Here is a 15,502-nt window from a genome sequence, read left to right on the forward strand (position 1 = left end):
ATTGGTTAATACAATTGATTATTTAGTTGAAATATACTTACCAGTAAGTAAGTGTCCGGTGTAAATTTTTTTAGATGTTTAATAAACCTTCCTGTATAGATTTATATACATCGTTTCTCAAAACTTTATTCATAAGTAGGGACGAAAGTAAAGCAGAATGAATCATATAGGCTTTTGTTCTGGGAGGTTCACTGAAAATAAGCTCTCCATTCTCTTTCCCTTTCATTAATATATCTGTCAGCCAATCGATAATGAGATCGACTAATTTCTGTAATTCTTTTTGCATATTTTCGGGGAGAGTATCGTAAGCGGGTGCAAGCGAGCCGACAATGCATGTCCAGTAAGTATCTATAAAACCATCGTGCATCGTAATATAATTTACGTACTGTTTCCTGTTACTTAAATTTTTCCACCGTTCTATTCTTTTGGTGAAATAAGATGAGTTTTGTTTGATGACTTCGATGCCAAGATCCGATTTTGCAGGAAAGTAATAGTGTATTGCAGCATTTTTTATATTGAGCTGCTTCGATATGTCTGTATAGCTAAAGGCATTGTAACCGACAGATCGTATCAATTCACTTGCTAGGCGCACTATTTCACTTCTGGTATCTTTCATTCTGCAAATATATAATTATTTACTTAGTAGTAAGTATAATTTGTGATAATAATTATACCTGCAATCTACCTATTCAGTTTGCGGAAAAGTTATATCTTAGTAAAATAACATATTGAATACCGCATGTTTACCCTCTCCGATCGACCTAAGTAAGAGGTTTTCCTTGTGGAGATTAAAAAGGGCTGCGTGCATGGATGGATAATAAACAGGTCTGTGACCTTAATCTTGTATTTTTTGGCTAATTTTGTAGAAAGAAAAGAGCAAAATGGAATTTGACACACCGAACAAAATATTCACACTCGCAGCCGATATTGTTAGCAATACTTCGCAATCTGTTTTTCTGACAGGTAAAGCTGGTACAGGGAAGACCACCTTTCTCCATCATATTCGCAAGAATGTAGATAAAAATGTAATTGTGGCCGCACCTACGGGAGTCGCTGCAATTAATGCAGGAGGGGTGACATTACATTCTCTGTTACAACTCCCTTTCGAACCGTTTATACCAAACTTCGAAGGGAAAAAGAAACTCGAATATCATTTCAAATTGCGAAAGTCGAAAATTGAGATGTTGCGCGAGCTCGATTTGCTTATCATCGACGAAGTGAGTATGCTCCGTGCCGATATGCTGGATGCGATAGATCATTTGTTGCGTCGCTATCGTAACCGTCAGGAACCTTTTGGCGGAGTGCAAATGTTATTTATCGGCGATATGTTTCAATTACCGCCCGTTGTTCAACAAGCTGAATGGGAACAGTTGAAAGAATATTACGCCTCTCCGTTTTTCTTTCATGCACAGGTGCTGAACGATAATATGCCTTTGTATATCGAACTGAAAACGATATACAGACAGAGCGATCAGCAATTTATCGGTATACTGAACCGTATTCGCAACAACTGTACTACCAGTCAGGATTTAGATATTCTCAATCAACGCTACAATCCGACTTTCAGACCGTCGGAAGATGATAAATATGTTACGCTTTGTACCCATAATTATAAAGCCGATAAGATAAACAATGAAGAATTAGTTCGCTTAACCGATGAGACTTTCGTTTTTAAAGGGCACGTGAGTGGCGATTTTGCAGAAAATGCTTTTCCGGCAGAAATGAATCTTACCCTGAAACTCGGTGCACAAATAATGTTTATACGTAACGATGCAGGAGAAAGCAGACGTTATTACAATGGTAAACTGGCGACGGTCAGTTATCTGGCAAAAGATAAAATATTCGTTCGTTTCAATGACGACTCCGAAATGGAACTGGAGCAAGAAACATGGCGTAACGTCCGTTACTCGCTCAATAACGAGTCGGGTGAAATAGAGGAAGAGGAATTAGGAGCATTTTCTCAATATCCAATTCGTCTGGCATGGGCGATTACCATACATAAGAGTCAGGGATTGACTTTCGATCGGGTCGTAATAGATGCAGGGCAAGCCTTTGCCGCAGGACAGGTGTATGTGGCTCTCAGTCGCTGTACTACTCTTGATGGCATTGTGTTTTATTCACGTATTACGAGTAGCAGCATCCAAACAGACAAAGAGGCTCTGGCTTTTACTAATGAGGAGAAAAATCTCGACTTCTTGGAAAGTATTCTTGATGACGAAAAACCTCGATACACAGCTCAACGACTAAAGAAAACATTCGACTGGTCGCCAATGGTGCGAAGCCTTCGGGCATTTTACGAATTGGCATCAGAAAAGAAGATTCCGAATCAGGAGGAAGTGCGGACTATGATATCACAATTGTGCAATAAAGTGATAGAACAGGAAGATATAGCCCGTAACTTTCGTAAAGAGTTAGATAAGATGCTGTCTATGCCGAATCCTGATGTAACCAGATTGAAAGACCGTGTTCAGAAGGCAGTACTTTATTTCCATAATGATATACAGAACAAAATAATTCTTCCTCTCGAAGAACATTTAAGCGGACTAAAGAATGCTTCTAAAGTGAAGCTGTACTTGCGTAAAGCAACAGATATTCAGATAACTATAACAAACTTTCTTGCAAAACTCGAAAATGTCTATTATGGCGATATTAATCTGACGGCTGATCTTGTATTTCCTAAATCGGAATTACCAGAAGCCCCCAAATTACCGGAGAAAGAATCGAAAACAAAACCACAGAAAGGGGATAGTCAACGCTTAACTTTGTCTATGTTTATTGATGGTAAATCGATAAAAGACGTTGCTGCGGAACGTAACCTGACAGTTGTGACTATAGAAAATCATTTGGTTAGTTTTATCCTGACAGGAGAGGTCGAAATTACTCAATTGATTTCGGAAGAAAAAAAACAATATTTAGAGCCTCGATTAAAAGAGTTTTCTTTAAATTCACCACTTGGTCCGATAAAAGAAAGTTTGCCTAAAGAATATTCTTATTTCGACATAAAAGCGATGTTGAACTATCTTAAATTTTTGAATAACAATGCGCTAAAATAACCGAAAATATATTTGCCATGAAAAAAATACTTCAAAAATTATTCTCTCTCGTCTTCTTAATAGGTGTTATTTCAATTTCTACTTCCGCTCAAAATAAGCCAGTCCATATAGGTATAGATGGCTTAACTCATGCACATGTGCATGGTCTTCTACAGAATATAAATAAGGTGAATGCTCCTGTACAAATAGTAGGTATTGCCGAAAGTAATCTGGATTTAGCTCAGCGATATTCTAAACAATACGGTTTCGATATGAGTATTGTTTATAGCACTGTTGAAGAAATGATTGCAAAAACCAAGCCCGAAGGTGTAATGGCATTTAACTCCATTTATGAGCACTTAAGTACAGTAGAAGCATGTTTGCCAAAAGGTATTCCCGTTATGGTCGAAAAGCCTTTGGCTGTTAATATGGAACACGCCGAGAAAATGGCAAAACTGTCAGATAAATATAAAACAGCAGTACTGACAAATTATGAAACTACATGGTATGCAAGCAATCATAAGGTTTATGATATGGTTAATAAGCAACATGCGGTTGGTGATATTCGCAAAGTAATTATTTGCGATGGGCACGAAGGACCTAAAGAAATTGGTTGTAATATAGAGTTTCTCGATTGGCTGACCGATCCTGTCTTAAATGGTGGAGGTGCAGTGGTAGACTTTGGTTGCTATGGAGCTAACCTTATGACATGGTTGATGAAAAACGAGCGTCCTCTTTCTGTATCGGCTACACTACAACAGATAAAACCGGATATTTATCCGAAGGTGGATGACGAAGCGACTATTGTTGTTGCATATCCAAAATCGCAGGCAATTATACAAGGTTCGTGGAATTGGCCTTTTGGTCGTAAAGATATGGAAGTGTATGGGGCGACAGGATATGTGAAGGCTCTCGATGCTGATAATATCTCATTTCGTTTACCTAAGGGAAAAACAACATCTGAAAAACTATCTGCTTTGCCGGCACCATACAATGATCCTTTTCAATATTTTGCAGCAGTAATTAGAGGAGACATAAAGGTTAGTGCATATGATTTGTCGTCACTGGAGAATAACCTGATTGTCGTTGAAATATTGGATGCCGCACGTGAAAGTGCAAAAACAGGAACTATAGTAAATTTAAAACCAAATAAAGCATATTAAACTGATGAAAAGAAGTATATTTTTGGCTCTACTATTCTGCCTTGTGTCGTATATGCAGGCAGTATCTAAAAAAGATTTTAAAACTGTACGCATTACTTATGAGAGAAGTTTCAACAATCAGATAGATACCTCCTTTCATACTGTGATGGAAATATCTAATAATGTTGCGAAAATATTAACTCAAGGGGGACGCAGGAATGCAAATGCGCCTGTTCAGCAGACTTATCTCGATTTCAATTTGAATAAAGAGATTAAGGTCGCCCAACTGAATGGGGAGGAGATATTTACAACCCGCACCTTTGTTTTGAATGATAAGTTGACACCCCAGTCTGAAACCGAAGTGATTGCAGGCTATAATTGTAAAAAAGTAAAGACCATTATCAATTCGAATACATTGGAAGTATGGTATACTACCGAATTAGGGGTTAAAGGCTCTATGCAACCGGGGGTTGCTATTCCCGACGGTGTGGTGCTAAAGGTCGTTCGTAATGGTCAAAGTATTGAAAAAGCATCTAAGGTAGAATTACTTAAAAATGAAGTGAGCTTGCTGCCTGTATTAGAAGGGGAAGACCTGAAAGCATCTGCATTCAATTATAAGATACAGCAAAGTGGGGTTATATCGGTTGATGTGTTTAGTAATCAAAGTATTTATTTTAGAGATATTCCTAAACTTCAGGTATTAAATGATACAGAAGTAATGCAATTTGCCAATGGGTCTATTGTATTGAAAAAGGTAAAATTACTCGAAGATAATTCTACCTACTCCATCTTTACAGAACTGGCACAACATTCCGAAGGTGATGCATATGACCGTACGGGTACAGTATTTGTGATTCCGACTGATCGTAAACAATCATTTTTAGATGGTTTGCTGAAAGGGAAAGACGCATTGCCTAAGTATGCAGATAAGCATGGTGATACCTATGAAGGAATGGTTGCTACATCGGATTATCTTCCTCCATTGGAATTAATGCGGTTTTATACCTCATTTGGTGTAAGAGGTTTTAATCATATTGAGGTTGCCGATTTTAATTGGCCCGATTCAATTGTTTTTAAGCAAGAAGTGACAGACTATGCTAAGCAATTGAAAGGTGAAGTATGGGTTGGTGCATGGATTGGTAATTATTCGGAAAACGGACATAATGTGTCTTTAAAAATAAAATATTATCCTATAGGCAAAGGAGAGGCAGAGAAAGAGATTTATCCTCTTTTTACGACTGTTAATATATTGGAGATGGGAGGTCAGGCATATCCCGGGGGAATGTTTAGGAATGATTCTCTTACAGTTAATTTCAAAACCGATGTCGATTTAGAGAATGCTTATATCCGCTATATATCGACAGGGCATGGTGGCTGGAGTGGTGGCGATGAGTTCAATCCTAAACTAAACGAGATATTTATGGATGGTACACGTATTATGGCTTATACACCATGGCGCGAAGATTGCGCAAGTTATCGTGGTCTAAGTCCGGCATCCGGCAATTTTGCTAATGGTTTATCATCTTCCGACTTGAGCCGTTCTGGTTGGTGTCCCGGAGCTGTGAGTTGTCCTGTTTTTATTCATTTGGGAAGTGTGAAAGCAGGTGAACACCAAGTTCGAGTTGCAATTCCTGTGGGAGATCCGTCAGGTTCGAGCATTAGCTATTGGTGCACTTCCGGTGTTTTGGTCGGAGATAGAGCCAAATGATTCAGTGATATGTAATTTGTATTCTATTATATAATAAATAGCCTTGGGTTGATATGCTACCCAAGGCTATTTTTCTTTTGATCTGATTTGTTAATTAAAAAATGCGATTATATTTTGGGTATTCCGAATAATATTACTTTCTTTGTTAATGTATATATGTATGTACATATTGATTGTGTATTTTATTAGTTATAAGAATGAAAAAATATTATCTGGGACTTGATATTGGAGGATCACATATTTCTGCTGCATTTGTTGATAATATAACAGGACAGATTGCGGACGACAATATATATGATCGTAAAATAGATTCGAAAGGCACAGCCGATGAAATTATTTCCGGTTGGCAATCAGCTATACAGGATATGCTAAATACAGTATCCGAAGATGCAGTGCTCGGTATCGGAGTTGCTATTCCCGGTCCATTCGATTATCAAAATGGTATTTCTAAAATAGAAGGGGTTCAGAAATTTGAATCGATATTTGGTCTTAATGTAAAGCAAGCTTTCAGAAAGGTCTTCCCCGATGAAAGTAAACCGATAATATTCAACAACGATGCCACAGGTTTTGCTTTGGGTGAATATTTTTCGGGTGCAGCCAAGAATAGTAAGAAAACAATATTGTTAGCTTTAGGTACAGGTTTTGGTTCTACATTTTTAATAGGTGGTATTCCTCAAACAGTTGCAGGTAATGGTATTCCCGAGAATGGATATTTATATAATATACCATTTGGGGATAAAATAGCAGACGATTGCTTTTCGACTCGTTGGTTTGCTTCTGCTTATAATCAGAAGTCAGGAATAGAAGTGAAAGGTGTAAAGGAAGTTGCAGTATCTGCCCGTAATAACGATAAACATGCACTCGCCATATTCGATGAATTTGCTAATAATTTAGCCGATTTTATGACTCCTTGGTTTTTCGATTTTCAACCTGATGTACTTATCATTGGAGGGAATATTGCTAAATCAGAAGATCTGTTTCTGGATAAATTGAAAACAAACTTAGCGAATAAAGGATTTAAACATATTGAAATTAAAATAGCTCAGCTTGAAGATAAAGCGCCAATTGTTGGTGCAGCCATGGCTATAAAACAACAAACAGATAATATTATAAAAGAGAAAGCGGACGTGAAAAGAAAGACAACACAATTTTTGATGCCTGAAAAGGCTACACCTACAACACAAGGTACATATGATATATATCCGGGATTTCCGATTGGAAACGGGAAGATAAAACAAGGTAGTGAAGGCCTTGCATCTTGGATAATGCTACACAAAACTGTGGTAATAGATGGCTATGTCGGTGTATTTTGGAATGATTTTGTGAAAAATATAGATGCAGAACTCCGTAAAGCAGGAAAAAAAGCATCATGGTTTCATGTCGAAGCTGCCATGCACAGCCCGGAATATATCGCAGAAATGCTGAAACCTTACATGGGCGAAGAGGATTCTATCTTTGGTAAGGTAACAGATAAAAGTCTGATCGATTGGTTTGATGCTGATAAGCTAAAAGAGATAAAACCCGATAAGGATTCAGATATTAACATTATTATTGGTTGCGGAGCCACACTCGCAGGATGGAATGGGCCTTTGATTTATGTAGACCTTCCTAAGAATGAATTGCAATTCAGAATGAGAGCAGGAAAGGCGTTCAACCTCGGAGCTGATAAGACGGAAGACAATAGAATAATGTACAAACGCTTCTATTTTGCAGATTGGATTGTACTTAATCATCATAAGTGTAGTGTTTTGCCATCTATCGACTTGATTGTAGATGAGCAACGTCCGGATGATTATTTATATATGTCGGGAGATGATTTGCGAAAAGGATTATCATCTATGGGGCAAAATCTGTTCCGCGTTCGTCCTTGGTTCGAGCCGGGAGCATGGGGCGGATCGTTGATGAAAGAGAAAATCGAAGGATTGAATAAAGATGTTCCTAATCTGGCATGGTCTTTCGAACTGATGGTGCTCGAAAATGGCTTACTCTTCGATAGTGACGGTTACCGTCTCGAAGTTTCATTCGACTTCCTTATGTTCAATAGTTATAAAGATGTTCTTGGTGACTGCGCCGAGAGATTTAAATATGATTTTCCTATCAGATTCGATTTTCTCGATACATTCGACGGCGGAAATCTATCTGTTCAATGCCATCCAAGACCCGAGTATATAAAAGAAGAATTTGGTATGCCTTTCACTCAGGATGAAACGTATTATATTCTTGATTGCAAAAATGAGCCTCATGTTTATCTTGGATTCCAAGAGGATATCGACCCCGAAGAATTTCACAACGCACTTAAAACAAGTGAAGCAACAGCTAAGGAGATTGATATCGAGAAATATGTTCAGAAATTTGATGCGAAGAAGCATGACCTATATCTTATCCCTAACGGAACAATCCATGCCTCGGGAAAAGATAACTTTGTGCTCGAAATAAGCAGTGCACCATATATATTCACCTTCAAAATGTATGATTGGGTACGTTTAGACCTCGATGGTCGTCCACGTCCTATCAATATCGATCATGGCATGAAGAATGTGAATTTCGAACGTAAGGGTAAATTAGTAGAAGAAGAATTAATATCGCACCCAACCATAATACAACAAACACAAGATTATACCCTAGAGAAGCTGCCTACACATGCAGAGCATTTTTACGATATATATCGATATTCTTTTGATGAAGAAATTACGATGGAAAATAATAATAAATGTCATGTATGGATGATGGTGGAGGGTAATTCTGTAACAATAGAGACTAAAAATGGAATGGTTCATAATTTCAATTATGCCGAAACATTTGTGATCCCTGCTGCTGCAGAAAGCTATAGAATAAAGAATAATGGAAAAGAGAAAGCCATGATGGTTATGTCTTTGGTCCGATAAATATTCGTAATACAAGTGTTTTTAATATTATATTATTTGCTTGCAATTAATTGGATTTTCCAACCTTAATTGTTTGGCCTTAAATCAAAAACTATGAGAAATAAAATGAGTTTTTGTATTATTCTGTTCCTTAGCCTCGTTTTCGTAAACGAGGTTAAGGGACAAAATGCTTATCGTTCTGTCTGGCAGATAGGGAAAAATGATAAGAGCGCACAAGAATTTGCGCTGTATGATGCTAAGTATAGAGATTTTGCAACCACCTACAAAGATGGAGCAATAATCTATGAAGTGGGAACAAATAAGGATTCGGATTTTCCGTTTTTTCTTCCGGGTCTTAACGATTCGTGGGCTGGAAACACCAATCAGGTTTTTATTCGCTTTGGTCTCGGAGAAGTGCAGGGAAATACTACAGCAAAGCTTCGGATTAATATATTAGAAACACATACATTATCACCGTTGTTAGAGGTAAATGTAAATGGTTATTCAGTAAAGGTTCAGAGCCCTAAAGGGAATAATAATGGCTTTTTGTCTGATAAGAAGATCAATTCAAAAGACCTGTTTGTCGAAGTCGCAATCCCTGCTAATGTCTTGAAGCAAGGCGATAATACACTCGTTATCCGTAACGAATACGGTAGTTGGCTTGCTTTCGATAATATTGAATTGTCAGCCGACAAATCAGTAGTTTTAGCAAAACCAACGAAGAGTGTTACTCTTTTCGGTACAACAGCTATTCCTGCTTTGATATATGGTAAGAATAAAGAACTCCGTCAACCTTTAAAACTTTATGTAGTTAATTGGGATAATAAACCTCAGACTGTAAGTGTCAAAATGGAAGGTGTTCCTACCGCTAACTACAAACTGAATAAAGGTGTAAATACATTGGAAATGACAGTTCCGGAAGCAACAGCTGATAAAAATGTGTTGGCAGAAATTGTATCTAAATCGAAAGTTGTAGATGCTACCACAATAAAACTGGCCCCTGTTAAGAAGTGGACAATGTATCTTGTTCAACATACACATACCGATATAGGTTATACCAAGCCTCAAACAGAAATATTAACGGAGCATCTCCGTTATATAGATTATGCTATCGAATATTGTGAACTTACAGAGAATTATCCCGATGATGCTAAATTCCGTTGGACATGCGAAGCCGCTTGGGCTGTGCGTGAATATTTGCATAATCGTCCGCAGGAACAGATTAATAAGCTAAAGAAATACATAGATAACGGGCAGATTGAGGTTGCCGCGATGTTTTTCAACATGTCGGAGATTGTTGATGAGAACTCTTTCAAGACATTCTTAGAACCTATTCGTGAATTTAAGAAACGCGATATTCCTGTATATACAGCGATGCAAAACGATGTGAACGGTATTGCATGGTGTTTGGCTGACTACCTTCCCGATCTTGGTGTGAAATATGTATGGATGGGAGAGCATGGTCACAGGGCATTGATCCCATTCGATAAACCAACTGTATTCCGTTGGGAATCACCATCGGGAAAACCGATTTATACCTATCGTGCCGATCATTATAATACAGGTAACTTCTTCGGTATAGAACATGGCGATGCCGACAAGATCGCTCCGCGTGTATTTTATTATTTGCAGAATTTAGATAATCGTGATTATCCGTTCGATGCGGTCGGTGTTCAATATTCGGGATACTTTACAGACAATTCGCCTCCTTCGATGGTAGAAAGCCGATTGATCCGTGATTGGAATGAAAAATACGCATACCCTAAACTCAGAAGTTCTTTAGCTCATGAATTTATGGATTATGTAACGGAAAATTATAAAGATAAAATAGAAACTCAACGTGTTGCATATCCCGACTGGTGGACGGATGGTTTCGGTTCGGCAGCCAGAGAAACAGGTGCCTCCCGCAAAACTCATTCTGATTTAATCGCAGTAGAAGGCTTATTGTCCATGGCTCGTCTTAAAGGATTATTATTGCCTGCCCAAACACATGAGAAGATTCGTCGCATTCACGAAAATATACTGTTCTATGATGAGCATACATTTGGTGCAGCGGAAAGTATTAGCGATCCGATGGCTGAAAATAGTCAGATACAATGGGCCGAAAAATCGGCTTACGTATGGGATGCTTTGAAAAATACGCAGATGCTTTATGAAACATCAGGAGGTATACTTCAAGGTGATTTGATGAGAGGTAAGAACCCTACTATTACGTTCTTCAATACACTTAGCTGGGTGCGTTCGGAGATGATTGTTATGTATATCGATCATGAAGTTATTCCTCGCGATAAACCTTTTAAATTGATAGATAAAGACGGTAAGGCGATAAAAACGCAACCTATCCGTTCGCGTAACGAAGGAACATATTATGCTATTTATGCTGAAAATATTCCTGCGATGGGCTATAACACGTATGAGATTATAGAAGATAAAACTGTAGCACCTAAGTTATCTGCAGCTAAAAAACCATCTGTTATAGAAGATATTGCAATAGGTGTATTGGAAAATGAATTCTATAGATTGGTTGTCAATTCTGATAAAGGAGCTATTGTAAGCCTGTATGATAAGCAGCTTAATAAGGAAATGGTTGACACTGATTCCGAATGGGGTTTAGGTGAGTTTATATATGAGAAACTCGATAACCGTCAGCAGATGGAGCGCTATGTTGTGACCGACTATCAACGCAATGGATTGACCAATTGCCGTGTGAATACAGGCTCTGGTGGTTCAATTTATCAAACGATTAATATTGAAGGAAAATCGGGATGCTGTGAAGAAAAATTCGGAGTGAAAATTGAAGTTCGTCTGTTCCATAATACAAAACGTATCGAGTTGGCTTATGCAATGAAAAGACTACCCGAGACAGATCCTACAGCTATTTATGTTGCTTTCCCATTCAAACTGGATAATTCTAAATTGGCATTTGATGTGCAGGGTGGCATCTTGACTGCTGGCGAAAATCAATTGACTGGAACGTCTACAAGTTGGAACACTGTTCAGAACTTTGTGACTGCCCGAAATGATAAAGCGCAGTTTATAGTAGGTAGCGATATTGTTCCACTGGTTCAATTAGGTTCTATTTTAACCGGACCGTTTCAATATAAAAAAGAATATGAAAAACCTCACGTATTCTCGTATGTGATGAATAACTATTGGACTACAAATTTCCGTGCATCGCAAGAAGGCGAATTCCGTTGGAGTTATTATTTGACTTCTTCTGATGATACGTCGAATACTAAAGCTACAAAGTTTGGATGGAGTTCACGTGTTCCACTATATGCACGAGTGATGCCTGTGGGTAAAGATAATGGTAAGGCGGCAGACTATTCTGCATTCCATATCAACAAAGAAAACTTCTTGATGACATCTTCTACACCTTCTATCGAGGATGGATATATTCTGATAAATGTTAGGGAGTTGGATGGAGTGGAAAGTAATTTTAGTATCTTGGATCGCAATGGAAATCCACTGACATTTTCTATTGTTAATGCTATAGAAGAAGTTGAACAAAGCGGATTGAAAGAGTTTAAATTCAAGCCGTTTGAGAATAAATTTATCAGATTGAAACTGTAATATCAGATAAGAATAATTGTACTAAATGTGTATTTATCATGAAAATCATAAAACTTAGTTTGCTTCTTTTCGCATTTACCATACAGATGTGCTATGCACAGAAATCGAATGTTGTTTGGCAAATGGGAGTAAAAGACGGTAGTTCGAACGAATTTACCTTATCTCCCGACGCCTATAAAGACTTCTTGGCTCATGATTTCGGTTGGGAAGATCGTTTTTTCCTTATCGGCAAATCGACTCCGGCTAAAGACTGGCCTTATGTTTTACCCGGACCTGATGATAAATGGGGTGGAACAAGTGGTACAGCCGGTATTCGTACCCATGTATTAAATATTCTATTTAGAATGGAGAATGCAACGAAAGGAGATTGGAAACTAGTTATTGATATTCTTGATACAAGTGACCAAAAACCGCCATTGTTTAGAGTAGGGGTAAATGGTAAATCGTGGAAATATGCATTGCCTAAAGGAAACGGTGAAGCAGCTTTGATTGGAAAATCGGATAAGCATCTGAATCATACGATCGAAATTCCGCTTCCTGCCGATCTTATTCGTAAAGGCGGAAATGAAATCACTCTAACAAATTTAGAAGGCTCTTGGCTGACATTTGATGATATACGCTTGGAAGGACCTGCTAACGCAAAAGTGCAAGCAGTGGACAACTCGGCTTATGTTCGCAGTATAAAAACTGCTGATTATGAATTAACGGATGTGAAAGCTCAACCCTTATTGATCGATATAGAACATCTTGAAGGAAACCCTACTGTAAGTGTGCTATTGGATGGTAAAAGTATTCTAGAACAAAAACTGGAGAAAGGGCGCTACATTCTTGAAGCTCCTATGCCTGCTGTTAAATCGAAAACAGATAGCAAATACGTTGTTTTGATAGATAAACGCCCTATCGAAAGTGGTACCGTTCAGCGAGCTCCTCAAAGAGCAATAACTCCTGCCGATTATATAGATACACGTATGGGAACAGCGCATTCACGTTGGATGATCGCTCCCGGTCCATGGATGCCATTTAGTATGGTGAAGCTAAGTCCTGACAATCAAAAAGCGGGATGGCAAGCGGGGTATGATCCTTCATTCGAAAGTATTGGTACATTCAGCCATATTCATGAGTGGACAATGGGCGGATTAGGTATAATGCCTACTAACGGACCATTGAAAACAAAGATAGGAGATCAGTCGAGCCTCGTGAAAAACGATGGTTACCGTTCGGCATTCGATAAAACGACAGAAGAAGCACCTGTAGGTTATTATAAAGTTGATCTGATCGATTCTAAAATAAAAGCAGAACTCACTGCTACAAACCGTTGTAGTTTTCAACGCTATACGTATCCTAAAGCTACCGATTCTCGTATAATGATTGATTTGCAGATACCATGCGAATACAATTTCAATATTCTGGAAGCGGAAATTCGTCAGGTTGGACCTCGTAAAGTAGAAGGATTTAGTAAACAACAATCTAAAAATGTTTGGTCTGAAGATGCTGATCAGGATTACATCGTATTTTTTGTAATCGAATTCGATCAGGATATTAAGAAGTTCGGAGGATGGATTAACGATAAACTAACCGAAAATCAACCGATAATCGCTCAAAATCCTGAGCGTGTAGGTTCATATGTAGAATTTGATACACGTACCAATTCTGTTGTTCAATCACGCGCAGCTATTTCGTATGTCGATTTAGATGGAGCGAGAAAGAATCTAAAAGAAGAAGTTGCCGATCCGTTCGGATGGGATTTCGAAGCAGTCCGCAATAATCAGCGCAATGTATGGAATGATCTTCTGACTAGAATATCGGTAAAAAGTAATGATCAGCGCGAAAAGATGCGTTTCTATACAAATATGTATCGTGCCTATTGCCGTAATACATTTAGCGATGTAGATGGCAGATGGGTGGATGCTACGGAGAAAATACAAAAGTTTACTGATCCTGATGCTGTTGCTTTAGGTTGTGATGCATTTTGGAATACATTCTGGAATCTGAATCAACTTTGGAATCTGGTAACGCCCGAATGGTCGTCCCGTTGGGTTAAATCTCAATTGGCGATGTACGATGCTAATGGCTGGTTGGCTAAAGGTCCTGCGGGTATGGAGTATATTCCTGTAATGGTAGGTGAGCATGAAATCCCATTGCTGGTTAGTACATATCAAATGGGAATCCGCAATTATGATGCAGAGAAGATGTTCGAAGCGGTGAAAAAAATGCAGACAACATTACCTCAAAGCGTAGGCGGCGGATTTGCCGGAAACAGAGATTTGGAAGTCTATCTTAAATATAAATTTGTGCCTGCCGACAAAGGACGTTTTTCTAATACATTGGAATATTCGTTCGACGACTGGACTGTTTCTCAATTAGCTAAAGCATTGGGTAAAGATGCAGATTATAAAGTATTTGTCGATAGAGGTAGCTGGTGGCGAAATGCGATTGATCCGGAGACAGGTTATGCCCGTTTGCGCAATAGCGATGGTAATTGGGTGAAAGATTTCGATCCGTTCAAATCGGGAGCCAATCATCATTATGTAGAAGGTAATGCGTGGCAGTTAACGTTCTTTATTCCGCAAGATGTTCCCGCATTAGCGGATGTAATTGGCAAGAAAAACTTTATAGACCGCTTGACTTGGGGATTCGAAGCAAGTGAGCCTTGGCGTTACAATGCACCGGGCGACCAATATTGGGATTTCCCGGTAGTGCAAGGTAATCAGCAATCCATGCACTTTGCATTCTTGTTTAACTGGGTAGATCAACCTTGGCAAACACAGCGTTGGAGTCGCTCTATTATGGATCGTTACTATGGTCACGATTTTGCAAATGCTTATTTGGGAGACGAAGATCAAGGTCAGATGAGCGCCTGGTTTATAATGGCTGCCATTGGCTTGTTTCAAACTGATGGAGGTACAAACGTAGAGCCTGTATACGAGATAGCCAGCCCATTATTCGAAGAAACAGTAATTGATCTGGGTGAAAGATTTGGACGTGGAAAACAGTTTGTAATAAAAGCAAAAGATGCTTCACGCAACAATAAGTATATCCAATCTGCCAAACTGAATGGCGAGACATTAAATTCATTCAAATTTCCTGCAAAGGATTTATTGAATGGTGGTATTCTCGAATTACAAATGGGAGCAGAGCCAAACAAGAATTGGGGAATAGCTAAATAATCTAATAATAAGATTC

Annotated in this window: 7 protein-coding genes; 6 read left to right on the forward strand and 1 reads right to left on the reverse strand. The window is 38.5% G+C overall.

Annotated features, from left to right (window positions below):
• Window positions 1–70: 70 nt before the first annotated feature.
• Window positions 71–616, reverse strand: coding sequence for a TetR/AcrR family transcriptional regulator (locus G7Y56_RS02760; protein ID WP_165040896.1), 546 nt, complete (start codon window positions 614–616; stop codon window positions 71–73).
• Between the two features lie 265 nt (window positions 617–881).
• On the opposite strand from G7Y56_RS02760, the gene G7Y56_RS02765 reads away from it, so the two are divergent.
• From G7Y56_RS02765 to G7Y56_RS02790, 6 genes are all read left to right on the forward strand, one after another.
• Window positions 882–3,053, forward strand: coding sequence for a helix-turn-helix domain-containing protein (locus G7Y56_RS02765; protein WP_165040898.1), 2,172 nt, complete (start codon window positions 882–884; stop codon window positions 3,051–3,053).
• Window positions 3,054–3,070: 17 nt separating this feature from the next.
• A complete protein-coding gene (locus tag G7Y56_RS02770; protein ID WP_165040901.1) occupies window positions 3,071–4,195 on the forward strand; it encodes a Gfo/Idh/MocA family protein in 1,125 nt (374 codons plus the stop codon).
• 4 nt (window positions 4,196–4,199) lie between these two features.
• Window positions 4,200–5,882 carry a PNGase F N-terminal domain-containing protein gene (locus tag G7Y56_RS02775; RefSeq protein WP_255498619.1) on the forward strand — a complete coding sequence of 561 codons (1,683 nt, stop codon included), beginning with the start codon at window positions 4,200–4,202 and terminating at the stop codon, window positions 5,880–5,882.
• A 197-nt stretch (window positions 5,883–6,079) separates the two neighbouring features.
• Window positions 6,080–8,767, forward strand: coding sequence for an ROK family protein (locus tag G7Y56_RS02780; RefSeq protein WP_165040903.1), 2,688 nt, complete (start codon window positions 6,080–6,082; stop codon window positions 8,765–8,767).
• Between the two features lie 93 nt (window positions 8,768–8,860).
• A complete protein-coding gene (locus G7Y56_RS02785) occupies window positions 8,861–12,319 on the forward strand; it encodes a polysaccharide lyase family protein (protein ID WP_255498620.1) in 3,459 nt (1,152 codons plus the stop codon).
• Window positions 12,320–12,357: 38 nt separating this feature from the next.
• Window positions 12,358–15,486, forward strand: coding sequence for a GH92 family glycosyl hydrolase (locus G7Y56_RS02790; RefSeq protein WP_165040906.1), 3,129 nt, complete (start codon window positions 12,358–12,360; stop codon window positions 15,484–15,486).
• The last annotated feature ends 16 nt before the right edge of the window (window positions 15,487–15,502 follow it).

The sequence above is a fragment of the Dysgonomonas sp. ZJ709 genome, from assembly GCF_011039195.1.
Classification (GTDB): domain Bacteria; phylum Bacteroidota; class Bacteroidia; order Bacteroidales; family Dysgonomonadaceae; genus Dysgonomonas.

Bases quoted from the DNA above. Each gene is read 5' to 3' on its own strand.
- G7Y56_RS02765 (WP_165040898.1), top strand. From the start codon at position 882: ATGGAATTTGACACACCGAACAAAATATTCACACTCGCAGCCGATATT.
- G7Y56_RS02785 (WP_255498620.1), top strand. From the start codon at position 8,861: ATGAGAAATAAAATGAGTTTTTGTATTATTCTGTTCCTTAGCCTCGTT.
- G7Y56_RS02760 (WP_165040896.1), bottom strand. From the start codon at position 616: ATGAAAGATACCAGAAGTGAAATAGTGCGCCTAGCAAGTGAATTGATA.
- G7Y56_RS02775 (WP_255498619.1), top strand. From the start codon at position 4,200: ATGAAAAGAAGTATATTTTTGGCTCTACTATTCTGCCTTGTGTCGTAT.
- G7Y56_RS02770 (WP_165040901.1), top strand. From the start codon at position 3,071: ATGAAAAAAATACTTCAAAAATTATTCTCTCTCGTCTTCTTAATAGGT.
- G7Y56_RS02790 (WP_165040906.1), top strand. From the start codon at position 12,358: ATGAAAATCATAAAACTTAGTTTGCTTCTTTTCGCATTTACCATACAG.
- G7Y56_RS02780 (WP_165040903.1), top strand. From the start codon at position 6,080: ATGAAAAAATATTATCTGGGACTTGATATTGGAGGATCACATATTTCT.